Raw genomic sequence first — 25,831 nt, 5'->3', positions numbered from 1 at the left:
CGGAACATTGAGCGGTAACACCTTTACCACCAATGCGGTAGTAGCTGGTTGCAGCGTAATTGCCAGCTTCATCAATGATGCCTCTGGTGGAGGTACAGACTCAGATAACGATGGCGTTAAGGATGCGGATGACCAAGCCCCCAATAATCCTAATGTTGCAACGCCGGACGATCAACAGGGCAACCCTGTTACCCTAGAAACAAACCATGCATTCCAAAATATCGAGATTGTTTCTGCGTCTACTTTGCCCAGTACAGGTAAACCAGACGAATCCAACTACCAGTTTCCAAAGGGTGCAATTGAATACACGGTTGTGGGTGTGCCTAACGGTGGAACCATTACAGTCACAATTACTTTTGCCTCGACGATACCTACCGGCAGTAAGGTCTACAAAATTAGCAGTACGGGGGGCTACCAACTTTTCCCCAATGCCGTTATCAACGGCAATCAAGTAACCCTGACGCTAACGGATGGTGGCCTGGGTGATGACGATGGTGTTGTCAACGGTCAGATTAAAGACCCTGTAGCTATTGCCGAACCCGCCAATAATACAACAACTACCACAGCGGGTAGCGGTGGCGGCGGTGGGTCTGTATCGTTAGCATGGCTACTGTTTGCCTTGATGATTTATGTATTGCGTTACCGAAACCAAAGGGGCATGTATTGGTAAGAGGTGCATTTTTGTGTGTGGGGAGTGCTAATGAGTATGCGATTTTGGACAATAGTGACATTGCTGCTGGGCTTGGTGGGTTGTGGTGGCGGTGGTGGTGGAAGTTCAAGTAGCAGTAGCGGGGACGATGGGAACAGTAACCATGCCCCGACGGTGAACGGTACGCCCATCACTAGCGTGGATGTTGGCACTGCTTACAGCTTTACCCCGACCGTCAGCGATATTGACGGCGATACGCTCACGTTCAGCATTGCCAACAAACCCGCATGGGCATCTTTTGACACAGCAAGCGGGCGATTGACAGGTACGCCAACGGCTTCTGGTACTAAAACCAGTGGTATTGTCATTAGCGTTACAGACGGTAAATCGAGTGTTGTTAGTCTCCCCGCCTTCAACATTGTGGTGACGCCGATTAATTTAGCACAAGCTTTTGGTGTGGCGACTCAGGGAAAGGATTACGTCAACACGTCCCAAGCAGAGTTGGCGATTGATGGTAGCACTACCACTTTTAATCACACGACCTGCGACACGACGAATAACTGGTGGCAGGTCAAGCTCCCTGATAATACAACGGTGAGTCGGGTCGTGATTGGTAATCGTTCGGGGCAAACCAGCCGCTTGAGTGGTGCGAAGGTTTATCTCAGGAGTGCGGTTTACAGTGGTGGTGCGTTAAATGATGCAGATGTGATTGGTAGTCCGTTGACCAGCGCGATGACGCAAACGCTTACTTTAAGTCCTGTGAAATCGGGAACATACCTCGTGGTGAAAGCCGCCACTGACCAATGTTTGCACATGACGGAAGTCGAAGTGTATGGTCAATCCTCCGCTATTCCAGTATTTGATCTGTCAGCGTACAACTTCCAATTGACGCATCGGGCACCGATCGGGCAAATGGTTGGCAAGGTGAAAGCCGTTGATTATCAGTGGGATGATATTCGTTATACGCTGACGGGTGCATCAGTGCCGTTTGCGATTGACGCTCAAGGTCAGATTACCGTGAATGCGGCGTTGCAGGCGGGCGCAACTTACAACCTCACAGCAACCGCTAGCGATGGTGTCAACAGTGCTAGTGTGCCTGTGACCGTTGTTGTTACTGCCAGTTCCTCAGTGGAGGACGCTTTGCGTACTGGGGATGCCCGCGTTGCCACGACGGAAGAGTTGCTGGATGCTGCGTTGGAAACCGTTGTCAGTAATCAAAGTTTGTTACAGTCAGCAAAAAACCAACTGTTCAACTTGAATCCAGATGGCACAGCGAAAACAGACGGCACAAGTTTGACTGCACTTGCTTGGAATCCTACCCATGATGCTTCACTGTTATTGTCGACTTACGGTATGAACGTTCCTGTGTTGATGACGAATAGTGCGGCTGATGGTTACACTACGTATCAAAAAGAAATCGGCATTATTGGTGAACGCGGTTCGCGTTATATGGTATTGGGTGGCAATCCGTTGCGTAACTATTACCGCGACAATACGTCCATCAATGCCCAAATGCAGCAGTTTATGGAAAATAGCCTGTCTTGGCTGACAGCACGAGCCAATTTGAAGTCTGCTCCCTTCAATGTGGTGATTGCTCATATGGATGACAGCTATTATTTCCCAGATGAAAGAGCCGTTCGAGCATGGTTAGACCAGTATTACACGGGGCAAGTGCGTTATAACGCAGCAGACAGTTGTGATGATGCAGCGTTGGCAACTTGTTTGACGAGCGGTACGACACCTGATCTTCTGGTTATTTCCCAACAGATGAATACGAATAGTGCCCCCTCAGCGATTGCCGCAGCGGTCAATACAGCGATGGCGAGAGGCATTCCCGTGCTGTATTTGCACTTGGATGGTGATCTCACCGATTTGGGCAGCACTTTATTTCCTTTGTTTAATGTGACTTATCACTGGGATAATTATTGGAAGAAGTTGAAACTGACCGCTTTTGATGTAAGGCAATCGTTGCCTGCAATCCCAGCCGAGATTCGCTCCATCAATACCTTACTGCAACACCTGAAAGCACGGGATTACGCTTTCGATTGGAGCGTTTGTAATGAGGGAAACTGTTCGGCGGTTGTTGGATTAAGTACGGAGTTTCAGCAAGGGGCGGAGGCGGTACGTTCCATGATGGGCGCGTTTGATACCAGTAAAATGAACCTGTTTGCAGGGGATGGCTTCCGTTTCCAGAAGTTATTGGCATTATTGGGGGATAGTTACCGTCAAACCGTGCAGTTCCCGATGGATAAGAATGGCAGTGATCCTAATGCTTTCCTGCAAGCCTTGTATGCCGACCACGCGGTTTATAACTACCGCACGCTAAACCCGTTGCAGCCGGATATGGGTAATTTCAGTCGTAGTGATTTCAGTCATATCGCGCCCATCACCAAAACCGTCAACATGACCAGTCGCCAAAACTTCCGTGCAGCGGGAGTGTATGCCTTGCCGGGGAAAACAGTGCGCGTAACCCGTAATGATAATAGCAGTACGACAACTAAGATATTTATCAATAGTTTGCGTTCCGGTTCAACGCACGAGTTTGAGGCTTGGGGTTACAGTCGTCCTAAGTTTTTACAGTCGGCTGCTGTGCCTATCAAATCAGGTGAAACCATTACGTTAACCTCGCCGTATGGTGGCCCGATTCAGATAGCATTCAATACCAATGACCAGGCGGTCAGTTTTACCTTTGAACAAGTGGGTGAACACCCGTTTTGGGATGATAGCAGCGATAATGCAACTTTCAGTGCAAAACTGGCAGCCGGTGAATACGATTGGGCGGAGTTTGTAACGCCTGCCTTTGAAATACATTCCACCCTGGAAAAAATGCGTGAATCAGCCAGCGATTCACGCTGGGGTGGGACGCTGGAAGGTTTTGCGGCAGCGACCATGCGTTACACCCACAACTTCCCGCATGTATTGGCGGGATTCAAAGGGCCAGGGATTGATGTTGTGCCTGAAATTCACGATTTCGCCACTACCAACGGCTACACCATTGACAATCTGGATTTGGTCAAGCACATGAATGCGGATCAGGCAACCTGCGGCTATGGCTGTTCCGGCAACCCGTATGATGCGTATTGGGCATTCAGCCCCGTAGGTCATGGCGATATTCATGAACTGGGGCATGGCTTGGAAAAAGGGCGCTTCCGGTTGGATGGTTGGAATTACCACGCTTCCACCAACCCGTATTCCTATTACAGTAAGACCCAGTATTACAAAACTACAGGGGGTAATCCTGAGTGTCAGTCACTACCCTTCTATGATGCATTCGTTGCTTTGCAAGCCAGCGTTGGGCAAGCAAATCCTATGACTTATTTGAAAACCAATTACTGGGATGCAGTGACTGATAACTGGTCACGTGCTGCCAGTATGACGATTCAGATGATGATGACCGCAGAACATCAAGGTGCATTGACTGATGGTTGGCATTTGCTGGCGCGTTTGCATATTTTGGAGCGTGAATTTGAGCGGGCAAGAAGTAACACCACTACTTGGGATGCGAAAAAAACCAGTTTGGGCTTCGCCAACTATTCCAAAGCGGAAGCGGATGCCATCAACAATAACGATTGGATGGTAATTGCGGTCTCAAAAGTGACGGGGATGGATTTCCGTGATTATTTCGCGATGTGGGGGCAGGCTTTCAGTACCAAGGCTAATGACCAAGTAGTGGCGTTTAACCATGCTGCTGCGGAACGCCGTTTCTTTATCACTAGTCCAAATGGTTATTGTAAGGGTGAAGGGTTTGACGGGAGTTTTTTGCCAGTTGATGGTAATCAGGCATGGCCATTGTCTAGGCTACAGCCGCGTTTGATTGGGGATAGTTTCCGTTAACGGGTTCGATGCAAGCTGTCGAACAAATACGGTTTCCCCTTAAACAGGGGAAACCCGCATCATGCTTTCTGCCAGTCTTCGCAACATTCGGGGATTAATAGGCTTGTAACTGACAGCAACCCCCGCTTGGGTAATGACTTGCAGTAAATCCGGTGATGTGTTCCCTGTAATCAGAATTGCGGGAATTTCCCGGTCGCTAAGTAAACGTAATTGCTGGATAAGTTGTAAGCCGTTACAGTTCTCCTGTAGCTGATAATCACTGATAATCATGAGAATGTCTGGGTACTTTCGAAAAATCGTGGCAGCATCCAGTGTTTCAGCCGTTATGGTGGAATAACCCCACAAGTGAAATAATAAAACCAGGGCATCCAGCACTGTTTTATCATCTTCCACCAGTAGAACCTGTCCGTGTATTGGTATTGCAGATGTGGTGTCTGTCTGATGACTAACTATCGTCGGAAACATTGGTTTTGATGCGAGTGGCAATGTAAGGGAAAACACGCAGCCTCGCCCCTCCTGCGACACCAGCCTTACCTCATGTCCCAATAAACCTGCGAGCCGTTTGACAATGGAAAGTCCCAAACCCAATCCTTTGTCGCGGTTACGTTCCGGGTTGTTAAGCTGATAAAACTCTTTGAAAATGGCAGATTGGGCGGATAATGGAATTCCCACCCCGTTGTCATGCACTTCAACCCTGATCTTGCCTGCACACCGCCGTGCGCCCAAGACAATCCGCCCCTGTTTGCCCATGTGTTTAATGGCATTAACCACCAGATTTTGTATGATCCGCTCCAGCAGTTTGGGGTCGGAGTTGACCCAGAGGCGTACAGGTACGTAATCCAAATCAATACCTGCATTGGCAGCCAACGAAAAATAACGTTGATATACCTGGTACAACAAATCGTGCAAAAATAAAGGCTGACATTTGACCTCGGTTCCACCGGCATCCAGTTTGGAAATATCCAGCAATGCATCCAGTAACTCTGTCAATGATTGGGTGGACTCCTGCATTTTTTTGAATACACTCCACTCCTGATCAATCGGTAGTTGTTTTTCCAACGCATACTGAAAAAAATGAATGGCTTGTAATGGTTGGCGCAAATCGTGGCTAGCCGCTGCCAAGAAACGGTTTTTCTCTTGATGTGCCAGTTCGGTTTGTTTTTTTTCTTCTTCTAGTCGCCGGGATAAAGTAATTTCACGCTCACGCCGTATTAGGGAGTCCAGCAAAAAGAAATGCAAGTTTAAAGCAAACCCAAAAAATGTCAGCGCGTAAACAATAATCGAACCACTCAGCCATGGATGTAAAGAGCTGCCATTCATGAGTGCATTTACAGTAATTGGCGTAATGGATGAAATCGTAAAGGCAAGCATGGATGGGAAGTAAAAAGCAGTTGCAAAGAAACCACCACTGACAACACCCGCGCAAATGACAATATATAATACGGCATGGTTTATTTGATTACTGTTTTCTGCAAATAATACCCAGCCAATACCCCAGGATAAACCATATAATACACTGGCTATAGTAGCGGCATAAGACCAGAATTGACGCAGTACATCTGCTTTATAATGGTATGCTCCCAAAAATGAAAACCAGGCAATGCATAAAAAATACTGAAAGGCAAACCACAGTCTGACTACATGGTCTGGAATATAACCAGCCGGATATGTTGAATAAACAACGCTTGCCATGATGGTGGCAGCAACTGCACCAATACTCGTTTGTATTCGCTCTAGCCGAATACGCTCATTGAGTAATGCTTCACTGGAAAGCTCGTGTCTTGCAAAAAATGCGTGTCCCGGCAACATTCAGGATACCAGACCCAGTAAGCGTGCTTTCTGGATAGCTTGAGTACGGTTATAAGCATCTAATGTTTTCAATATTGTATGAAATTGCTGTTTGACTGTTCCTTCGGTAATCGCCAACGATGCGGCAATTTGTTTGTTGGAAGAGCCATTGGCAGCCAGTGTCAGAATCTCCAGCAAGCGTGGGGGTAATAATGCTTGGTCTGATACCTTGCCGTGAACACCATTTGGTAACTCGGGGATGTAAATGCCCCCCTGTAAAATGTGCTGGATTGCCATTACCATGCTATCAGGTGTAGATGCTTTGGAAATAAAACCAACGACGCCCAGACTTAATGCCTCTTGGATATAATGGGGAGCATCCGTTGCAGAAATCACAGCAATTCGTAAATCGGGCGCGATGTCCCAAAAGGCTTGCAAGTGTTGCAAGTTATCCACTCCCGGCATTGTGCGGTCAAGCAACAGCAAATCAAAAGGGGTGTGATCACGTAGTTGCTGTTTTACCTCTGGTAAATGGCTTGCTTGATGGATGATACAATTCGGAAAACGGTCTCGCAGCACCAATGCCAACCCTTCCATAAACAACAAATGGTCATCTGCAATCAGCAACTTAAGCACACTTGTACCTCCGTTAAAATATCGGGTGTCGAATCCGCAGTTTCTATGAAACCGTTGACGTTTTCCATCGAATCTTTTGCAGGCTAACTACACTTAATAACAACAAAACCACCCCAAGACATATTTTTGGCAGAAAATCGATCCATTGCACATACCATGTCAATGGTGCACTGACACCAGTCAACAGCACAGGAAACGCCCCTGCCATCCGGCTATTGTCTCGCATCTGCCATTTTCCCAGTGCATCAATCACACCGACGACCCCACTCGTACTGGTACGCACCAGCGGACGACGGGTCTCAATAGCACGTAACCGGGCAAAGGATGCCGCTTGCCAGCTTTCAGTTTTCCCAAAATGCAGGTCATTCGCCAGTACGAACAAGGTTTCCGCACCATCCCGCACCGCGTATGCCGCTAAATGGGGAAACACCACTTCATAACAAATTAACGGAGAAAAACGGTGCTGCCGCCCGTCCGCTGTGGTGAAGCGCAACGGTGCGCTACTTTTGTCCGCATGTAACATTCGGGCGGGTAAATAATCTTGCAACCACGGCCAACGCCACACTGCCCAATCCGGCACAAGCTGCAATTCCGTGTGAGGGACAAGTCGCTGCTTACGGTAATGAGGCTCTAATAAGCTCAAGATTGGTCCTTTCACTATTCGCTCCAAGACGGTCTGGTCGATAATGAGTGCCGCACCGTAAGCATCCACAAAGCCCGGACGGTGCATATTGGATTGGGTGGCAATGAACACCATCATCACAGGCACGTCCCACCGCCGAATGTTTGCTCCAAAACCAGGATCATGGAATGGCATGGTCGAAAAAATGGATTCAGGCCAAACCACCAAATCCGTCTGGGTTTTGTCCAAATCATGCATTTGATCTGTAAGGGTTTTCAGTCCTTCTGCTTCTGTTGCATCCGGTTGTAACAGGGTCAGGCGTAGTGTTCCTGTGGTTTGCAGGGTTAGGGTCTGTACCCGCCATTGCCCATATAAAGTCGGTGGCAGCAAGAAAAACAGTACAACCAACAAACCCAAGAGCAGCGATTTTCTGTTACCGTAAGCAATGCGACGACTCCACAGGTAAGCCAATAGCGCATTCAATGCCACCAACCAGAAACTGACACCCCATACTCCGGTAATGTCCACAAACTGCACCAACCACGTTTGGTTAGCTTGTGTTGCCCCCAATGCCCCCCAGAAAAACGGTTGGTAATTTGCAGCCAACCATTCCCACCCCGTCCACGCAAAAGGCAAGCACCACAAAGCCCTTTGGTATCCGGCAAAACCCACCACCCAACGGAATAACCACAACGGCGGGGCAACGATCAACCCGTGCCAAAGGATTGCCAGTATCCCAAACCCAAGGCTGTGCCCCAATGTCCAATGACCTGCAACCAGGCTACCTAACACCCCAAACAGTAACGCAATACCGTTGTAACGCCAGAAAGGAAGGGCAATCATCGGTGGTAACAACAGAGGCAGCAAGCAAACCCACGCTAAGGGGAACAGATCAATACCTTCCCATGAGGGGAACGACAAGCCATAAAGCAGTGCCGCTAACAGCGGATACCGCATCCATTTCCATGACCTGATACCAGTCACTACAATCATGTTTTACTGTGAAAATAAAGAGATCGTCGGATTAATACCTGTTTGGGTTGTTTTCAAGATTAGGAGGAATAACCTTTAAACCACACGGAGGAGTATTGAAGGGTGGCTGATCTGGAATCGGGAGATTTACACTTGGGCAAGCGGTATGGCAGTACCCGAAAGTATTGACCCAAGCTGGATTCCTTCCCACCAAGTTGCTACGCTCATTAATACACCCTTTATGGTCATTTCCCATAAACCCCCAAAAGTCACGGCATGACTCTGCGGCAGCCACTTCCAGCAAGTCACAATTGGTGTAGTTCAATACCAATCGCCTAGTTTGATTCCGGGCAAATAACAAGCACTCACCCAAACTATAACTAAACGCATCACTGATAGAAGCACTGCCACCCCGTCTAAGATTATCGATCTGTTGCGTACACAAACTATAAAAGAATCGAGAATCGCTGCTGCTCTCATACTTGCCGCCAGCCATCACAGTGGTGGGAGATATAAGGGAAAGCAAGATAGCTGGGAGACTGATTGCGATATATTGTCTGAGAAAATTCTCTCCAACTAACACACTTCTTTTACATGTATTTTTATAAAACATCACACACCTCAATCAAAATAGTCGCCAATATCAGACCAAGCATGGAACTCAGCAGATGCCCCGTTGACTTCCACATAAATACCTGCCGGGTCAAGGCGCGTAACAACAGTAGTATTACCTGCTCCTGTGATTTTGTACTCACCTTGAGTTTGGTCATTATTAATGGGGGTAATGGTATCAATGCGGAATGAACCACCCAATAGCGCATCTCCAGCTTCATCCATTCCTGTCGCTGTCACGATCCCACTAAAGGTTTGCTGGTCAGTTGTGCCATCAACCAACACACTAAAATCTTGCGCCGCAATGGTATAATCGTAAGCGGGACTGCTTGATGATTCTTTTCCCCAGTAATGGGTGTTGATATTCATGTTCTTAATAGCATATCCCGTATCACTATAACCTGTAAAAAATGAACCATTTTCAGCGGAGTTTTCCTCTTTGCCTGTGCTGTCTGTAAAAGATTCACTTAAAGTAATAGTCACCTTTTCAGCATCCGGGTAACCATCCATAGTGCTGTCAGAAAACGTAATTGAACCATTACTGATGTCAGTTGAAGAATAAGCGGGAGTACTATCTGTGGCTGGCACACTTTCTGTTTCTGTACAGTTTTCCAAGATAATGGTGAATGTTGTATCATTTTCTTCCACAATCACTTTACCGCCGTGGCTGCAAGCCTCCTCTTCACGGGTTGGAGCCATTGCTGTTGCAATACCTGCCTCTCGATTTGCTGTCCGGGCTTCAATATCGGTGAATACATCATCAGGCACATCTTCGATCATGCCTTCCAATAAACCGGATACTGCTTTTGGTGCTGCCATAGAAAGCTGGGCAGCAGTGGCGGCATTTTCTGCTGATAAAGCAACAGACAAACCATTGCCACCACCAGAGCCACCAAAACACCCACCCAATATAAGTAAACTGGAAAAAACAAAAACATTTGTATTTTTCATGATAAGAAATCCCTCGCAAGTCATGGGAGATTTATATTTTCATTTCATGAAGTGAGTATAGATTTTATTATTGCTATGTAAATATAACTTTGGTTATGTTGGGCTAAAACTATTCACTGCTAGTGTTGTGTATGAAAAACAAACTGTTATTACTGGCTTTTCACCATGATGAGGTTATCTGGGTTTATAAGCTGTAATTTTTAGCAAGGATTGTGCTATGTTGGTCACGTGTTACTTGCGAAGGAGCTTATTGATGAACATGTTACCAAAGACAGCCATGTTTCTGGCTATGCTGGGGTTGGCAGTGCCCGTGGGGGCTGCTTCCAGCAAAATAGACAGTATGTATACCGACTTGAGCGGTAAGGCATGTAAGGATACAGAAAGTGGCGACTACGGTGGCAAAGGCCGTTGCCCTGGTGTCGCAGGCTATATGCTTGACTGGGCGGAAGATGATCTGCGCCAGACCATCAATGTGATTGACCCCAAAGGCCGTGATTTCCCGCTGGAATTGTGGTCAACTGTCTCCAGCGGCTTTTCTGCTCTGGGCGAAAAGGCAGAATGGCGGGTCAGCAAGGATGGCAACAAGATCAACCCCCTTGCCCTGATCGTGCGCTACAACGTGAGTGAAGACCCTGACAAGCCGGAAAAAACCACTTCCTACCTGACTGTCAGCAAAATTACCCCGAATGAAGTCTGTGTGACTGATGTGGTCAAGCCTGGCAAAGATGCCAATGAGCAGGCGCGGAAACTGGCTGATGTGGCTGCCAGCAAGCCCTGTAAAGTGGCAGGCAGTGGTGGGTAATCAGCAAGGGTCTTATCACAGGTCAACTGTGATGGTGGTGGATCATTTTTCCAGCACTTCAAACGTGCGTTCTGCCCGATTGCCGATTTCGTCCACCACCACCAGATGATGCTTGCCAGCCGCCGGTTGCACCGCTTGTTGGTGGAAGGTTTGCGTCGTGCCTAAAAACTGGTTGTCGAGATGCCAATACAGCAAGGTTTCGGCGCGTTGTGGCACGGCACGAAACACGGTTTCACCCAGCTTGCCGTCGAGTTCGCGCGGTAAATAAATCTGGATATTGTCCTGTGGGTAGACAATGCTGACCGCTTCCTGTTGTGGTGCGTCGCTGTTTTGGCAGTCGGCTCGCCACGGTGGTAATGGTTGGTAATCGGCATGGAATTGCTGGTAATACTCCGCCTGATCGGGTGGCAGTACGAACCAGTCGCGGGTTTGGAGATTGGCGACACTTTCGCAATCGCTACTGACGCGGTATTGCCCTGATGCGTCCAGATGCACACGCTGGTGGTAGGGTGTAATCCGCGCAAAGTGGCTACTCAACGGAATGTGAACGGTTTTGGTGGTGCACGCACTATTGCTTAAATAGCCGTCGTCGCGGCAAATGTCTACTTTGCCCATTTGCCAGTCTGGGCGTTGAAACCAACCACGATTCGGCGGTAACAAGCTGAAAGTATTGAAGAGAATTGGTGCGGCACTTTGCGTTCCGGTTAAACCCGCCCGCCCCACACCATCGGCATTGCCTACCCACACGCCGACGGTGTAATCAGGGGTTGTGCCGATGGCCCATGCGTCGCGTTGCCCGTAGCTTGTGCCTGTTTTCCACGCGACTTTGCGGCTGCTGCTGAATTTTTCCCAGTAGCCTTCGTCACCGGGGCGGGCAACTTCCAGCAGCGCATCCAGCGTCATCCACGCGGCGGCGGTGGAAAGGGTGGCAATGCGGCTGCTGGCGGCGGTGTCGGTGAGCAGCATTCTGCCGCGTTGCCAGTAGGTTTGCTGGTGTTGCGCATCCTGCTGGGCGCGGTGGGCAAGGTTGGCATAAGCCACCGTCAAGTCCCACAACGAGGCTTCCGCGCCACCCAGAATCAGGCTTAAACCGTAATCCCGCGCCGAACGTTGCACATGGCTAAACCCCAGTTGGCGCAATTGCAGCAGGAACGGTTCGACCCCGCGCAAGCTGAGCAAATTCACCAGCGGAATGTTCAACGAACGTGCCAATGCTTCCCGCGCACTGACCGCACCGTGGTAATGGCGGTTGTAGTTTTGCGGGGTAAAGCCGCTGTAATTGACGGGCACATCCGCCAGCAAGGAATCCGGCACAATCAAGCCTTGCTCAATCGCATCGGCAAACAGCAGCGGCTTGAGGGTACTTCCGGTACTGCGCGGACGCTGGATCATGTCAATCGCGTGCCCCTGATCCGCGCCGAAATCCTGCACAGGGCGGTTGCCCACATACGCCATGACTTCAAACGTGTGATTATCCAGCACCAACACCGCAAGGTTTTGAATGCCCTCCAACACTAGTTGTTCACCCGTGCGCTGCGCCAGCGTATTGATGCGTTGCTGCAACTCCACATCCAGCGTGGTGCGGAAACGTTCGCCCTGCGGCTGTTGGGTGGCGAGTGTGTCCAGCAAATGCGGGGCAAGGCGTGGCAACGGGTGGGGCGTTTCTGGCAACGGTTCGGCAATCGCCAGCTCATAATCCAGCTTGGACAGTATTTGTTGCTGGTAAAGGCGTTCCAGCAGGCGGTTGCGTTTGGTGAGCAAGCGTTCGCGGTTACGCCCCAGATGCACCAGTGCCGGGTTGTTGGGCAATACCGCCAGCATGGCACTTTCCGCCCACGATAATTGTGCGGGGCTACGGGCAAAGTAACGCCACGCGGCAGCTTCCAGACCGACCACATTGCCGCCAAACGGGGCGTGGCTGGCGTACAGTTTGAGGATGTCATCCTTGCTGTAAGTGGTTTCCAATCGCCATGCCCGCAATAGTTCCAGCGCTTTTTCGTGCAGGGTGCGGGGCGGGTTGCCGCGTGACAGGCGAATCACTTGCATACTCAAGGTGCTCGCACCACTGACCACACGCCGTTCACGCATATTGTCGTAAGTGGCACGCGCAAGGGCGAGTAAATCCACGCCGCTGTGGGTACGAAAACGCTTGTCCTCAAACTGGATTAAAGCCGTGGCGAATTTCTCCGGTACGCTTTCGAGTTCGGGGAAACGCCATTGCCCATCGGCGGCAATGTGGGCGCTAAGCAACCTGCCATTACGGTCTAACAGCAGGTGCGAATGGGCAGCAGTGAACAGCGTGGCGGGGAGGCTGAAGAAATACCACCAGAGGAAGGTAGCGGCTAACACCAGCAGAACCAGAACTCGAAGAAACCCCTCACCCCAACCCCTCTCCCTCAAGGGGAGAGGGGCTAAGAGAGTGAGACATCTTATTCCCCCTCGCCCCTTGAGGGAGAGGGGGTTAGGGGGTGAGGGGTGCAACAGGCACCACCTTCCCAATCTTCACCTGCAAACCCGCCGTGCGTGCGCGGATATTCGGCTGGTACATGGCTTCACTGCTAATGGCAGGGAAATAGTATTCGCCAAGGAACGCGGCATTGAGCTTGATCTTGACGGTTTTGCTTTCACCTGCCGCCAGATTGAAATAGCTCAATACGCGGTCGTCGCGCACATCCTGATGGGTAATGCCGTTGTTGGCAGGCGTGGTTGCGGCTGGCGTTGCGGCAGGAGGTGCTTCCGCCTCACCCTCACCTTCCGTATTGTTGGCTGGCGTTGCGGCAGGTGCAGGTGTATCCGCTGTGCCAATTTCTGCACCCGACGGGATCAGCGTGGACAGGGCAATATTTGTCAGTGCTGCTTCGCTGGTGTTGGTGACGGTGACATTCAGTGCGTAATCCTGCCCTTGCTGCAATGGCAAGGCGGAACCTGCCAGATCGGTGTCGCTGTTCCACACCTGTGTACCTTGCTTGTCGAGCAATTCGGCTTGCAGGGTTAAACCTTCCGCGATGGCCTGTTCATTGCCTGCCGGGGCAATCCCGCGCTGGCTGACGCTGGCGTAGAGCTTGCGGTCGCCGTTGTTGTGCAGGGCAAGCTGGAACGCGGCATCTTGTGCACTCAGCAACTGGCTGACCAGTGGTTGGGTGCTGTTCAGCGGGGTAGCCGTGCCTTGGTCGATGGTGTATTGCACCGCCAGCGGTTGTTGGCTGCTGCTGAGGTAATGCGCCACCGACAGCAACGCCCAACTGATGTCGTGGGTGTTGTAAGCCGTGCCACTGCCCAGTTCGGTGGCAATTTGTTGCACGACCAGATCCGCATCCTGCACCTTGTTGAGCGCCAATAAGGATTCCAGTTGCAGGCCGAGTTGCCCCAGTTTCTGGCTGAAGGTGTCCTCCGAAGTCGGCGTATTCAGTTCGGTGGCAACCAGACCCTGGGTGGTTTGCTGCGCGGCTTCCGCTTGCCCTGCCAGCAAATACGCAGCGCCCAGCAGCCAGCGGGCTTGTGCATTGGCTTTGCCGGATTCACGCAGGCGGTTCATTGCCCCCAGTTGCGGTTTGCCCGCCACTGCCAGCACGTACAGGCGATAGGCTTGGGTGGAACTGGTGTCTGCCTTGTCACTGGCTACCCAGTCTTGCGCCTGTTTCACCTGGAATGCCTGCCATGCAGTCAGCAGCCCCAACGGTACGTTGTAGCCTTGTTTCTGCGCTTCGGTGAGGAAATGCCCGGCGTAAATGCTCGCCCAGTCATTGGCTTCGGTCGAACCCGGCCAGTACATCAGGTTGCCATTGCTGCTCTGGAAGTCCGCCAGTTTGGCAATCGCCCGCTTGATATGGTGTTCTACCTGTTGCTGCCGTTCCGGGTCGAGCTTGAGCAGTTTCGGCAGGTACAACTGCGGGAACACTGATGAGGTGGTTTGTTCCAGACAGCCGTGTGGGTAGTTGACCAGATAATCCAGATGCTGGGTCAGGTGCAAATTCGGCAGGCTGGAAAGTTCCAGTGTGCTCTGGTTTGTGCCTGTCATGCCATGCGGGGTAATGGTGGCTTGCCAGTCGGCTTTCGGTTCCAGCGTGGTGCTGGTCGTGCGCAGGCTTGGCAGGTTGGGGGCTTGAATTTGCAGGTTTTCCTCGTGGCTGCTGGTGTATTTGCCGCTGGTGGCGGTGAATTTCAGCTTGCCTGGCATGGGTTTGTCGCCCGCTTTGAGGAACAGTGTCACCACTTTTTCGCCCGTGCCGCTAATCGGTACGGTCAGAGCCGGGGCGGCAGTGGAGAACGCACTATCCGCTTCCATCTTGACCTGCACGGATTTGATCGCAGGGTCGGAAACGAACAGCGTAATCGGCACTTCCACCTTTTCGCCGACTTTCAGCGTGCGTGGCAGCGATGACAGCATCATCAGCGGCTGGCGCACGAACACCGGCTGTTCCGCCTTGCCGTAAGCCGTACCGTCGGAAGCCACCGCCATGATGCGTACCGCACCGAGGTACGACGGCAATTCGACGCTGTGTTCGCGGGTTTGCCCCGCATCCAGATGGAACGCGCCGAGGAAGCGTACCACCGGCGGGAAGCGTTTCGGCTTGTTGGCGGCATCGTCGATTTGCGCTTCGTCGCCGCCACCAATCGCCAGAATGCGTTCCAGATTGCCGCTGTATGCACCGATTACGCTGTCGAACAAATCCCAGGTTTTGACCCCTAACGCTTCCTTGCGGTAGAAAGCTTTGTGCAGGTCGGGGGCTTCAAATCGGGTCAGGCCGAGCAAGCCTTCATCCACTACGGCGAGGGTGTAATCCATTGCCCGCCCGGCTTGTTCGCTAATGCTGAAGGTTTGGGTGGTTTGCGGCTGCCATTCTTCGGCGGCTTTCAGCACGGGTTGCAACCTGGTTGCAGGGTCTTCCACCAGCAACGGAATGATGCCGTACAGGCGGATCGGGCGATCATTCTGCTTGTTCTGGTGCGCTTGCAACAAGGTCACGCTGACGTAGGCGTTCGGCGCCATGGCGGCAGTAATCGGCAGCGGAATCTGGGTACGCTGACCGTTAAATTCGATCCAGCGTTGTTCCAGAATCTGGCTGCTGGTTTCGACAGTAAACAGTGCGCGTCCGGCTTGCGCTTCCGGCAACTGGATTTGCGCGGTTTCGCCGACCTGATAGCTGGTTTTGTCGCTGCTGAAACGTAACATTGCCGCTGCACCGCTGCCATCTTCCTGAGCACGGCCTGCCCAACCGGGCCAGTCGACGTACAGGGTTTTGCCGGTGCAATGTTTGCCCTGCAAGTCGCAGGCGCGGATCAGGTAACGTCCCCATTCCGGGTATTTGATCTGGAATTTCCATTCGCCCTTGCCGTTGGTGGTGCTGACGATGGATTGCTGCAATTTGCTGCTGTGGCTGGCGTCGGCGTATTCAGCCAGCGAGTCGGGGGTTTTGTCCCACCACCATTTCCAGTCGATTTTGTAGAGGGTGACTTCGACCTGCGGTAGGGAAACTTCCTGCCCGTCGGCATTCACGCTGGCGATGTCAACCGTATGTTCCTGGTCGGTGAGCAGCATGTCGCGTTCGGCATCGCCTTTGGGCAGTTTGATCCCGACGTAATTTTGGAAGGGGTAATAATCGATGTCTTGCTTGCTGATGCTGAAACCGCCGCCTGCTTCATGCACGCGGCTGGTGAACCACGCGCTCAGCATCCCGGCAGCGGGTTTTTCCGGCTGGAAGTTTTTCGTAAAACGCAGATAGCCTTGCCCGTCCAGATAACCTTCCAGCAATTGCTGTTCGCTGCTGTCGAGCTTGCGGGTCGGGTCATCGAAGGCGTAATCGTTGAAACGGGTAAACACGGTGGTTTTCTCGCGCAGTTTGACGCTGACATCGGCTTTGAGTCCGCTGGCAGTGCCGCCGTGCAGCCATTGCGCAAACAGGGTGGCTTCGGGCAAATCCTGATAGCCGTGCAAGGCTTTGGCATCACCGTAACCCAGTTCCACTTTCAGGCGGTTGGGGCGCACGGTTTCGATTTTTAGGGTCTTGTCGAACGTGCTGCTGCCTAGCGCGGCTTTCACCAGCCAGTCGCCGGTCGGGTCAGTTTCCGCCGTTTTTAGCTTGAAGGTATAAAACGGCCCAGTAGGTTGTTTGCTGGTGACGGTTTGTTTGAGTTTGCCCGTCGGGTCAAACAGTTGCAGTGTGACCGGATGGTTGGCTGGCAAGGTTTTGGCACGGTCTTGCAGCACGAAGGTGAGGAAAATGTCATCGCCGGGTCGCCACACGCCACGTTCGCCGTAGATCACGCCTTTCAGGCCCTGTTTGACGGTTTCGCCGCCGACATCAAACTGGCTGGTTTCCAGCGTGGTATTGGCATTGAGCTTGAGGTAGGCGCGGTCTGTGCCTTTGTCTGCCACCAGCAGGAATGGGGTATTGGGGCTGGCGAGTTCCGCAAAGCCATCGCCGCCAGTGGTGGCAGTGGTCAGGGTTTGTCCCTGGAAATTGCGCAGGGTCAGGCTGACACCCGCTGCGGCTTCTGCCGTGCGCAGGTCGGTGGCAATCACATGTACCTTGCCGCTGCCATCCTGTTTGGCGATCAGGCCAAGATTGCTGGAAACGAAGTTGTGCGCGGCTTCCACGTCGGAACTGTTGTGGAAATAGCTGTCATCGCACGGGTCATTGCGTTTGTCCCAGTCGTAATCTTCCGTTGCGAGGCTGTATTCTTCGATGCCATCCCAACCGCTGGTTTCATTGCCGTCGTCATCTTCCGCGCTGCTCAGCGGTTTGTCGCTGATTTGCGGGGCGGGTGTTCCGGCAGGGCAGGGATAGGTAGAAAAACGCCGGTCAACCGCCAGTTGCAGCCGGTACATGGAGCCGGGTTTGGCTTTGAACAGTTCGGTGGCATCAATGCTGTAACGGTTCCACTGGTTGGGGTTGGCAGCGGTCAGCGGAATGGTTTTGCGCCAGACATTACGCCCAACGCGCTCCATTTCGCGGTCGCCATCCAGCCCATTGACTTGCAGGAACTGTTCGATGTTTTCCGGGAACACTTCCAGCGCGGTGATTTGCACGGCATTGACGGCGCGGGCTTCCAGCGGGATGGTCATGCTTTGGCCTTCGGGCAGGATGCTGCCTTTGCCGACAAAACGCACGGCGGGCTTGGGTGCGCCCAGAGTAATGGCTTGCTCGCTGCGTTCCGCCAGTTTGCCCAATGCGGCAGAGGTGGCCTTGATGCCGGGTTGCAGGATCAGTTTGTGTTCGCCGGGTTCCAGTTCACCGGTGGGGTAGACCAGCAGGCGGTTGCCGACGATTTGGGTGGTGACTTCGCCGCTGCCTAGTTGCACCAAGCCTTTCAGGTCTTGCTGGGTGTCGAGGGCGTCGGAAAAACTGATGCTGACGTGCGGTTTGCCATCGGCGTTTTCGCTCAGGGCATCAATGCGGGTGACGCTGAAAGTGGCTTGGCTGGGGATTTTGAAATCGCGCGTGCCGCTTAGGTTGTCGCCTTGCGCGTTGAGGGCTTTGGCATCCCACGTCAGGTGCAAATCCGTGCCGAAGGTTTCGCGTGGGATATTGACCACCATGAAACGGTGTTCCGTGCCTGCGTCATTGTGTTCCCAGCCGATGCGTTGCGGCTTTTGCTGTGCGGTGGCTTGCAGGATTTTTTCCACCACATCCGGTGCAACGTAGTCGGAGGTGAACACCTTGCCTTCCAGTTGCATTTGCGTGGGCTGGTCGGCTACCGGGTCTAACCCCTGGAATTGCACATCGACTTCCAGTGCGGCGGTTTTGAAGGCGAAATCCAGCGCCGGGGTATTGGCGGGGATATTGAGCAATCCGTCCGGTTTTACCGTCAGGGTGTAGGCTTGCCCGGACGCCAGTGGTGCATCGGGGGTAAACACGATACTGCTAGTGGTGTCGAAACGCGCTTTGCCCGCAACACGGGGCGAGAGTTGCAGGTAAGCATCTGCGTTGCTGCCCACCTTGTCGTCGCTAATTGCGGCCTGGCGGAAGGCCAGCGTTAGTGGCTTGTTGCGTGGCTGGATGCTGGGTGGGCGTACACTGAACAGTTCGGTAAGCAAACGATTGCGGTCTTGGGTAACAGCATCCGGTTTGCCTGCAACAGTGGTGTCCGTGGTGGCGCTGGCGGGTTTGTCGGCATCGCCGCAGCCGGAAATCATCATGCTGCCGGAGGTTAGCAGCAGCAGGAGCAACGTGCGCAAGAGGGGTGGGTGTGTTGTCATAATAATCCCCGGATGTGTGAAGGTGGTTATCAGTCTATTTTAGACAGAATTATCGCGTCTGAGTTTGTTTTACTGGATAACCGTAACAAAGTTTTTGTTATCAGACTCGAACTTGTAGCCAACTGAGTAAACGGAATGGATCAGATCCTGATTCGGTAGAATTTCTGCCAGTTTCTTGCGCAGTTTCTTGATGTGGCTATCAATGGTGCGGTCGGAAACGATGCGGTTGTCGGTATAGACCCTGGACATGAGCTGGTCACGCCCGAAAATTCGCCCCGGATGCTGTTGCAAGGCAGCCAGCAGTTCAAATTCCACCAGCGTCAGGCTAGTTTCGTGCGAGCCTGAGCGGACGACCAGCCGGTCACGGTCAAGTTCTAACAGCGTGTTGGGTGCAGGTGGTGGTGATTGTGGCGGTACACAGAATGCCTGTACCCGGCGCAGGGTTGCCTTGATGCGGGCAACCACTTCACGCGGGCTGAAAGGCTTGCAAATGTAATCGTCGGCACCGAGTTCAAGCCCCAGCAAACGGTCAATTTCTTCTACCCGCGCAGTCAGCATGATGATGGGAACGTGGGAGAACTGGCGGATTTCCTTGCAGATTTCCAGCCCGTCTTTGCCCGGTAACATCAGATCCAGCAGGATCAGGTCGGGGTTTTGTTCCCGTACCCATGCGCTGACACCGATGCCGCTGTTGAGCCAGTGGGTCTGGTAGCTGGCATTGTGCAGGTATTTTTGCAACAGGTCGGCGATTTTGGGTTCGTCTTCGACGATCAGGATGCGTTCTGTCATGCTGTTTTACCCTGTTCCAGCGGGAAATACAGGCGGATTTCCAACCCACCAAGGCTGGAATGGGTAGCACTGATGCTGCCGTCATGCGCAGCCACGATATTACGGCAGATGCTCAGACCAATGCCTGCACCGCCGGTTGCCCGGTTGCGGGATGCTTCTACCCGGAAAAGCCGTTCAAACAGGTGCGGCAGGGCTTCATCCGGCACACCTGGAGGTGAATCGTTGAACAGTATGGCGATACCCGTGGTGGTCAGGCTGGTGGAAATGCGCAATTGCCCCGGTTTGTCGGTGTAACGCAGGCTGTTTTCCAGTAGGTTCTTGAACAGTTGTTGCAGGCGTTGCGGGTCGCCTTGTATCCAGACCGGTGTCTGGCTGATGCCAAGGGTGTCGGTTTGCAGGTTTTGTTCCTGCAACTGGGTGCTGTGCAAGGTCAGGGTTTCGCGCAGCAAGGCGATGATGTCGAGCCGTTCCTTGCGGTAACTGAGTGCGCCGCTATCGGACATGGATAGGTCATACAAATCGCTGACCAGCCGTTGCAGGTGACTGACTTCCTGATGCAGGGAGGCAAAGGTACTGGCATCCGGCTGGTTGATGCCGTCCTGCAAGGCTTCGATTTCACCGCGCAAGATAGCCAATGGAGTGCGTAACTCATGGGCAATATCGGCAATCCACTGTTTGCGGGATGCTTCGTTTTGTTGCAGGCGTTCTGCCAACTGGTTGAAATCACGGGTCAGCAGGGCAAGCTCGTCGCGCCCTTGCGGTTTCATGCGCAGTTGGTAATTGCCGTCGGTGAGCTGGCGGGTTCCGTTACGCAATGTCTGGATGGGCGTGCTCAGATGACGGGCGAGCAGGAATGCAAGGATACCTGTTACCGGCAAGGCCAGCAGGCCGATCAGCCACAGGCTGTATTGCAGGCGGTCGGCAAATTCCACATCGACTTTTTCTGTCAGGCGTTGGCGGCGATGCATCCCCAGATAGCCGATGATCTTGCCGTTGGAAACCAGTTCGTGCAGGTTTTCAGGCACTTCAGGGCGTAGTGTACCCTTGATGGGGTTGCGGTTGGCATCCAGCAGGACTATCCGCCCGCTGAAGCGCTCAATGCGTTGCGCGAAATGCGCCCTAGGCGATGGTAAGCCGCCCATTTCCCGCTCGTGGGGTGGCGGAGGAGGTGGTGGTGGCCTTTCCGCATCATCGCCATTGGCAGGAAACAGGCTGCTACGCACGGCAGAGTGCAGCAAGGTATTCCACAGCCGGGGATTGTTTTCCAGTTCCTGCCAGTTACCCTTGGCTTCATACAGATCCAGCAGTTGTGCTCCCAGTTGTGTCAGGGAACGGTTTTCCTGCTCGTTCAGGTAGTCGAGAAAACTGCGTTTGAAATTAAACTGCACCAGCGCCGCCAGCCCACCGATGGTGAGTAGGCAGGCTAAAAAAATGGCAACAAACAGTTTTGTGCGGATACTGACGATCATAACGTTTGATTGGACACCCTACACTGGCTTTGGTTGCCAGTGTAATGCAAGACTGCCAATCATGCGTCATTTTCACTGCTGGGGGGTTATTTAATTTTTAGCCAAACATGTCCTTTGTTACCTGACCTTTTGACTTGCTCGATTTCTACTTGCTGACCTTGCGGGAGATAACTGACTGTTTTGCTTAGGGATGTGTCTTTGCCGGGTGGGGTGGAACGTACATTGGCTCCCCAATTGAGTGCGTAACGTTTGCCACTGGCAGGCAATTCATTGTCGATAACCAAGCCGCGTTCCAGCCATTGTCCGTCCACAAACTGGCCTGCATAAATCCAGCCGCCCCCTGACGAACTTTCTTCTTGCTCAGGTTTCTGGGGTTCTGGTTTGGCCTCTGCTACGGTGGCAGCAGGTTCGGCAGGTTTTTCAGCGGGTTTGTTTTCAGCCGGTTTTTGGGGTTCGGGTTTGCTCTCTGTCACAGTGACAGCAGGCTCGGCAGGTTTCTCAGCGGGTTTGTTTTCAGCCGGTTTTTGGGGTTCGGGTTTGGCCTCTGCCAGGGTGACAGCAGGTTCGGCAGGTTTTTCAGCGGGTTTGTTTTCAGCCGGTTTTTGGGGTTCGGGTTTGGCTTCTGCCAGGGTGACAGCAGGCTCGGCAGGTTTTTCAGCGGGTTTGTTTTCAGCCGGTTTTTGGGGTTCGGGTTTGCTCTCTGCCACAGTGGCAGCAGGCTCAGTTGGTGGCTTTGTATCTGTAACAGTAGTGGTTACTACTGGTGTGGTTTGTTCGGTTTGTGTTGTGGTAACGGCAGGTGGTGTTGCAGCCGCCGGTTTTGGTTCTGTGGGTGCGGGCAATGCTGGTGCGAGTGCTTGCTCTTGTTTTGGTTCAGCCTGTTTGTCTGCCGATGCAGGGGTAGAAGAGGCTTCTTTGGGGGCTGTGGATGGCTGGACAATGAATGCCACTGCGATCAGGATACCACCAACACCCATGGTCAATGCTGCCAATGCCCTTGCCAGTCGCTCCTGCCTGCTTAGCAGCTTGACTGATTCTCTCTTTGCCATTTTTTACCGTCCATTACTCAAACTTGTTGCGCCAGAAGAAGAGGGTAGCAAAAATTTGAGCAATTTCCAGTCAAAGTGTAAAAAATTTTATGTGTTATTGGTATTCGTGTTGGCAGAGGTTGCCTGCATTGCACAGCAACTCGTAACTGATAGTTCCTGCTGCTTTGGCGATACGGTCAACGGATAAATGTTTGCCCCACAGTTCCACCTGATCGCCGATGCGAGCTTCAACTGTGGTCAGGTCGATCACGATCATGTCCATAGAGACGCGCCCGAGGATACGGGTTTCCTTACCGTTAATCCACACAGGTGTGCCACTGGGGGCATGGCGTGGATAACCGTCAGCATAGCCGATCGCCACCACGCCGGTACGGGTGTCTTCCGCACATGTCCAGCTTGCGCCGTAGCCGATGCTTTCACCTTTGGCAATGGTGTGGATGGCAATGATAGGGGCTGTCAGGGTCATGACCGGTTGCAGGTCATCTCCTTTGTGATTGCCATTGACGAAAGGGGAGGAGCCATACAGCATGATGCCGGGGCGTACCCAGTTGACGTGGGTTTGTGGCCAGCCAAGGATACTGGCGGAATTGCCAATGCTGCGGGGAGCCTGTAACCCTGCGGTGTATTTGGCAAAGCGCTCAAGCTGTTGCTGCGTGTGGGGATTTTCCGGTTCATCCGCGCAGGCCATGTGGGTCATCAGCCAGGGGGTGGGCTTGATGTTGGAATGCTTGCTGAGCTGTTCAAACAGGTTGCTGGCCTGTTCGATGGGCAAGCCGAGACGGTGCATTCCGGTATCCAGCTTGAGGGCTGCATCCACCTTGATGGATGCGGGGGCGCTGTCCAGCAGGTCAAGTTGGTAACGGTCGTGGATTACCACACGCAGACGGTGTTCCGCAGCCGCTTTCAGGGTTTGCAGGCTGTTGAAACCTTGCAATACCAGAATCGGGTGGATGAATCGCGCCTGACGTAACTCCATTGCTTCCTGAATGCAGGAAACGGCAAAACCATTAGCATGACTGAGGGTTTCTGCCGTTTTGAGCATGTTGTGCCCGTAAGCATTGGCCTTGATGACGGTCATTGCCAGACTGTTGGGCGCAACCTCGCGGCAACGGGCAAGGTTATGCCGCAGGGCGGAAGAGTCAATGATGGCGCGGGCTGATCGTTTCATGCGGGCAGTGTAGCGGGTTGCGCCATTTATTCAAATCCCGGTGTGTAAATGTCCGGGGTAAAATTCTCGAAACGGGTGTATTTGCCGAGGAACGTGAGGCGGCATGTGCCAATAGGGCCATTACGCTGCTTGGCAATGATGATTTCTGCCGTACCTTTGTCGGGGGATTCGGGGTTGTAGACTTCATCGCGGTAGACGAACATGATTACGTCAGCATCCTGTTCGATCGCGCCCGATTCACGTAAATCCGACATTACCGGGCGCTTGTTGGGGCGCTGTTCCAGACTGCGGTTGAGCTGGGAAAGGGCAATGACGGGGCAAGCCAGTTCTTTTGCCAGCGATTTCAGGGAGCGGGAAATTTCAGAAATTTCAGCAGTACGGTTATCAGAACCACCGCCGACCTGCATCAGTTGCAGGTAGTCCAACACAATCAGGCCGAGTTGCCCGTGTTCACGCATCAGGCGGCGGGCGCGAGCACGGACTTCCGTAGGCGACAGCGCCGGGCTGTCATCAATGAACATGGGAACTTCAGAGAAAATTTTCACGGCGGTGGCGATGCGGGGCCAGTCCTCATCGGTCAGCTTGCCGGTACGCACCTTGTGCTGGTCAACCCTGCCCATGGATGACAGCAAACGCAACACCAGTTGTTCGGCGGGCATCTCCATGCTGAAAACAGCGGTTGGCAGCTTCTTGTGGGCAGCAGCGTATTCGGCGATGTTCATCGAAAAGGTGGTTTTGCCCATGGATGGCCGCCCGGCGACAATCACTAGATCGCCTTTCTGCAAGCCGGAAGTCATTTCGTCCAGATCGGTATAGCCGGTGGAAACGCCGGTAATGGTGCTGTTGAGCTTGCTGAGTTCCTCAATGTGTTCCAAGGTGGTTTTCAGCAGTTTTTTGAGTGGCTTGAAAACCTGCCCCTGACGTGCACCTTGTTCGGCAATTCTGAAAACTTTTTGCTCTGCTTCATCCAGCAATTCCTTGCTGGGGCGACCTTGGGCGGTGAAAGCGGAGTCGGCGATACCCGTACCAACGCTGATCAACTGGCGCAGGATGGATTTTTCCCGCACGATTTCTGCATAGGCACGGATATTGGCGGCACTGGGGGTGTCTTTTGCCATGGTTGCAAGATAGGCAAAACCACCGGCATTTTCCAGTTCGCCACGTTGTTTCAGCCATTCCGACACCGTGACCAGATCCAGCGGCTTGCTGTCTTCAGCAAGGTCAGCAATGGCGCGGAAAATCAGACGGTGATCCTGCCGATAGAAATCGCTTTCCACCACCTTGTCGGCGATGGTGTCCCAGGCGGTACTGTCGCGTGCCAACCCGCTCAGCAACAAGCCGCCCAACACGGATTGCTCGGCTTCGATGGAATGGGGGGGGATTTTGAGGGATTCGTATGAGTCTGCCATGTGAGCATTCTAACGAAACTCAGCCGGAAAGGTTAGGGATAGGTCTGTGGTAATTCTGTGGATAAAACGAAAATACCCCGCAACACCTGACGGCACTGCGGGGTATTTCTGCTAGCAGGTTGTCGGCAGCGCTTATGCTGCTTCAACCACAACCTTGACGACAGTGTTGACTTCGGTATGCAGGTGCAGGCCGACTTCAAACTCGCCCAAGTGACGGATAGCACCGTCAGGCATACGGATTTCGCGGCGTTCCACTTCCACACCGGCAGCAACAATGGCTTCGGTAATTTCAATGTTGGAAACGGAACCGAACAGTTTGCCTTCGTTACCGGCTTTGGCCTTGATGGTCAGCACCATGCCGTCCAGTTGGGCTTTACGGGCTTCAGCAGCAGCCAGTGCGGCAGATGCTTCGGCTTCCAGCTCGACGCGGCGGGCTTCAAATGCTTCCATATTGGCTTTGGTAGCCATCTGGGCTTTGCCCTGCGGGATCAGGTAGTTGCGTGCATAACCCGGACGCACGGAGACAACACTGCCCAGTGCACCGAGGTTTTCTACTTTTTTCAGAAGAATGACTTCCATCGTTCTCACCTTGTTTGCGCACAAACGCCATGCATTTGCGCGTCAGTTGACTGTTGGCAGCAGCTTACTTGTGCTGGTCTGAATACGGTAGCAGAGCCAGGAAGCGGGCGCGTTTGATCGCGGTCGCCAGTTGACGCTGGTATTTGGCCTTGGTGCCGGTGATGCGGCTAGGCACGATTTTGCCGGTTTCGGTAATGAAGCTTTTCAGGATGTCGACATCCTTGTAATCAACTTCGGTGATGCCTTCAGCCGTGAAACGGCAGTATTTTTTGCGGCGGAATTGACGTGACATAAGTGTGTAT

At 52.7% G+C, this 25,831-nt stretch carries 16 protein-coding genes; 3 read left to right on the top strand and 13 right to left on the bottom strand.

Annotated features, from left to right (window positions below):
• Together B2U47_RS16790 and B2U47_RS16785 are read left to right on the top strand one after the other, a co-directional pair.
• A partial coding sequence (locus tag B2U47_RS16790) for a choice-of-anchor U domain-containing protein (protein WP_296680556.1) occupies nt 1-670 on the top strand: 670 nt, incomplete at its 5' end.
• A 30-nt stretch (nt 671-700) separates the two neighbouring features.
• A complete protein-coding gene (locus tag B2U47_RS16785; protein ID WP_296680558.1) occupies nt 701-4,483 on the top strand; it encodes an ImpA family metalloprotease in 3,783 nt (1,260 codons plus the stop codon).
• A 39-nt stretch (nt 4,484-4,522) separates the two neighbouring features.
• Here B2U47_RS16785 and B2U47_RS16780 read toward each other — a convergent pair whose 3' ends face one another.
• The 4 genes from B2U47_RS16780 to B2U47_RS16765 all read right to left on the bottom strand — a co-directional run bounded on the left by B2U47_RS16780 (nt 4,523) and on the right by B2U47_RS16765 (nt 10,064).
• Complete coding sequence (locus B2U47_RS16780) at nt 4,523-6,292, bottom strand: hybrid sensor histidine kinase/response regulator (RefSeq protein ID WP_296680563.1); 1,770 nt, start codon at nt 6,290-6,292, stop codon at nt 4,523-4,525.
• Nucleotides 6,293-6,907: a response regulator gene (locus B2U47_RS16775; RefSeq protein WP_296680566.1), complete on the bottom strand. Its 615-nt coding sequence runs from the start codon at nt 6,905-6,907 to the stop codon at nt 6,293-6,295.
• A 43-nt stretch (nt 6,908-6,950) separates the two neighbouring features.
• On the bottom strand, nt 6,951-8,522 hold the full coding sequence (gene lnt / locus B2U47_RS16770; protein ID WP_296680568.1) for an apolipoprotein N-acyltransferase: 1,572 nt from the start codon (nt 8,520-8,522) through the stop codon (nt 6,951-6,953).
• 600 nt (nt 8,523-9,122) lie between these two features.
• Nucleotides 9,123-10,064 carry a hypothetical protein gene (locus B2U47_RS16765; protein ID WP_296680571.1) on the bottom strand — a complete coding sequence of 314 codons (942 nt, stop codon included), beginning with the start codon at nt 10,062-10,064 and terminating at the stop codon, nt 9,123-9,125.
• A 253-nt stretch (nt 10,065-10,317) separates the two neighbouring features.
• On the opposite strand from B2U47_RS16765, the gene B2U47_RS16760 reads away from it, so the two are divergent.
• The gene (locus B2U47_RS16760; RefSeq protein WP_296680574.1) at nt 10,318-10,866 is read left to right on the top strand and encodes a hypothetical protein; all 549 of its coding nucleotides are present in this window, start codon (nt 10,318-10,320) and stop codon (nt 10,864-10,866) included.
• A gap of 42 nt (nt 10,867-10,908) precedes the next feature.
• Here the strand turns inward: B2U47_RS16760 and pbpC are convergent, their stop codons facing one another.
• The 9 genes from pbpC to rpsR all read right to left on the bottom strand — a co-directional run bounded on the left by pbpC (nt 10,909) and on the right by rpsR (nt 25,821).
• Nucleotides 10,909-13,215 (bottom strand): penicillin-binding protein 1C, encoded by a 2,307-nt coding sequence (gene pbpC / locus B2U47_RS16755; protein WP_296680940.1) that lies wholly within the window; start codon nt 13,213-13,215, stop codon nt 10,909-10,911.
• Nucleotides 13,216-13,327: 112 nt separating this feature from the next.
• Nucleotides 13,328-19,066 carry an alpha-2-macroglobulin family protein gene (locus B2U47_RS16750; protein ID WP_296680578.1) on the bottom strand — a complete coding sequence of 1,913 codons (5,739 nt, stop codon included), beginning with the start codon at nt 19,064-19,066 and terminating at the stop codon, nt 13,328-13,330.
• 69 nt (nt 19,067-19,135) lie between these two features.
• Nucleotides 19,136-19,855, bottom strand: a complete 720-nt coding sequence (locus B2U47_RS16745; RefSeq protein WP_296680579.1) for a response regulator — start codon at nt 19,853-19,855, stop codon at nt 19,136-19,138.
• Complete coding sequence (locus B2U47_RS16740; protein WP_296680582.1) at nt 19,852-21,324, bottom strand: ATP-binding protein; 1,473 nt, start codon at nt 21,322-21,324, stop codon at nt 19,852-19,854. Before B2U47_RS16740 ends, B2U47_RS16745 begins: the two co-directional genes overlap by 4 nt.
• 86 nt (nt 21,325-21,410) lie before the next feature.
• Complete coding sequence (locus B2U47_RS16735) at nt 21,411-22,373, bottom strand: hypothetical protein (protein WP_296680584.1); 963 nt, start codon at nt 22,371-22,373, stop codon at nt 21,411-21,413.
• A 94-nt stretch (nt 22,374-22,467) separates the two neighbouring features.
• Nucleotides 22,468-23,541, bottom strand: a complete 1,074-nt coding sequence (gene alr, locus B2U47_RS16730; RefSeq protein WP_296680587.1) for an alanine racemase — start codon at nt 23,539-23,541, stop codon at nt 22,468-22,470.
• A gap of 26 nt (nt 23,542-23,567) precedes the next feature.
• On the bottom strand, nt 23,568-24,950 hold the full coding sequence (dnaB, locus tag B2U47_RS16725; protein ID WP_296680589.1) for a replicative DNA helicase: 1,383 nt from the start codon (nt 24,948-24,950) through the stop codon (nt 23,568-23,570).
• 132 nt (nt 24,951-25,082) lie between these two features.
• The gene (gene rplI, locus B2U47_RS16720; RefSeq protein WP_296680591.1) at nt 25,083-25,529 is read right to left on the bottom strand and encodes a 50S ribosomal protein L9; all 447 of its coding nucleotides are present in this window, start codon (nt 25,527-25,529) and stop codon (nt 25,083-25,085) included.
• A gap of 64 nt (nt 25,530-25,593) precedes the next feature.
• Nucleotides 25,594-25,821 (bottom strand): 30S ribosomal protein S18, encoded by a 228-nt coding sequence (rpsR, locus tag B2U47_RS16715; protein WP_296680594.1) that lies wholly within the window; start codon nt 25,819-25,821, stop codon nt 25,594-25,596.
• Nucleotides 25,822-25,831: the final 10 nt, after the last annotated feature.

It is taken from the genome of Thiothrix sp. UBA5583 (assembly GCA_002425225.1).
In the GTDB taxonomy this organism is placed as follows: Bacteria; Pseudomonadota; Gammaproteobacteria; order Thiotrichales; family Thiotrichaceae; genus Thiothrix; species Thiothrix moscowensis.
Note: the sequence above shows the minus strand (reverse complement) of the source record. Positions and strands in the feature narration are given on the sequence as shown.

What these genes read in the sequence shown, in the direction of transcription:
- B2U47_RS16785 (WP_296680558.1), top strand. Translation starts at nt 701, where the DNA reads ATGAGTATGCGATTTTGGACAATAGTGACATTGCTGCTGGGCTTGGTG.
- B2U47_RS16780 (WP_296680563.1), bottom strand. Translation starts at nt 6,292, where the DNA reads ATGTTGCCGGGACACGCATTTTTTGCAAGACACGAGCTTTCCAGTGAA.
- lnt (WP_296680568.1), bottom strand. Translation starts at nt 8,522, where the DNA reads ATGATTGTAGTGACTGGTATCAGGTCATGGAAATGGATGCGGTATCCG.
- B2U47_RS16765 (WP_296680571.1), bottom strand. Translation starts at nt 10,064, where the DNA reads ATGAAAAATACAAATGTTTTTGTTTTTTCCAGTTTACTTATATTGGGT.
- B2U47_RS16760 (WP_296680574.1), top strand. Translation starts at nt 10,318, where the DNA reads ATGAACATGTTACCAAAGACAGCCATGTTTCTGGCTATGCTGGGGTTG.
- B2U47_RS16750 (WP_296680578.1), bottom strand. Translation starts at nt 19,066, where the DNA reads ATGACAACACACCCACCCCTCTTGCGCACGTTGCTCCTGCTGCTGCTA.
- B2U47_RS16745 (WP_296680579.1), bottom strand. Translation starts at nt 19,855, where the DNA reads ATGACAGAACGCATCCTGATCGTCGAAGACGAACCCAAAATCGCCGAC.
- B2U47_RS16740 (WP_296680582.1), bottom strand. Translation starts at nt 21,324, where the DNA reads ATGATCGTCAGTATCCGCACAAAACTGTTTGTTGCCATTTTTTTAGCC.
- B2U47_RS16735 (WP_296680584.1), bottom strand. Translation starts at nt 22,373, where the DNA reads ATGGCAAAGAGAGAATCAGTCAAGCTGCTAAGCAGGCAGGAGCGACTG.
- alr (WP_296680587.1), bottom strand. Translation starts at nt 23,541, where the DNA reads ATGAAACGATCAGCCCGCGCCATCATTGACTCTTCCGCCCTGCGGCAT.
- dnaB (WP_296680589.1), bottom strand. Translation starts at nt 24,950, where the DNA reads ATGGCAGACTCATACGAATCCCTCAAAATCCCCCCCCATTCCATCGAA.
- rplI (WP_296680591.1), bottom strand. Translation starts at nt 25,529, where the DNA reads ATGGAAGTCATTCTTCTGAAAAAAGTAGAAAACCTCGGTGCACTGGGC.
- rpsR (WP_296680594.1), bottom strand. Translation starts at nt 25,821, where the DNA reads ATGTCACGTCAATTCCGCCGCAAAAAATACTGCCGTTTCACGGCTGAA.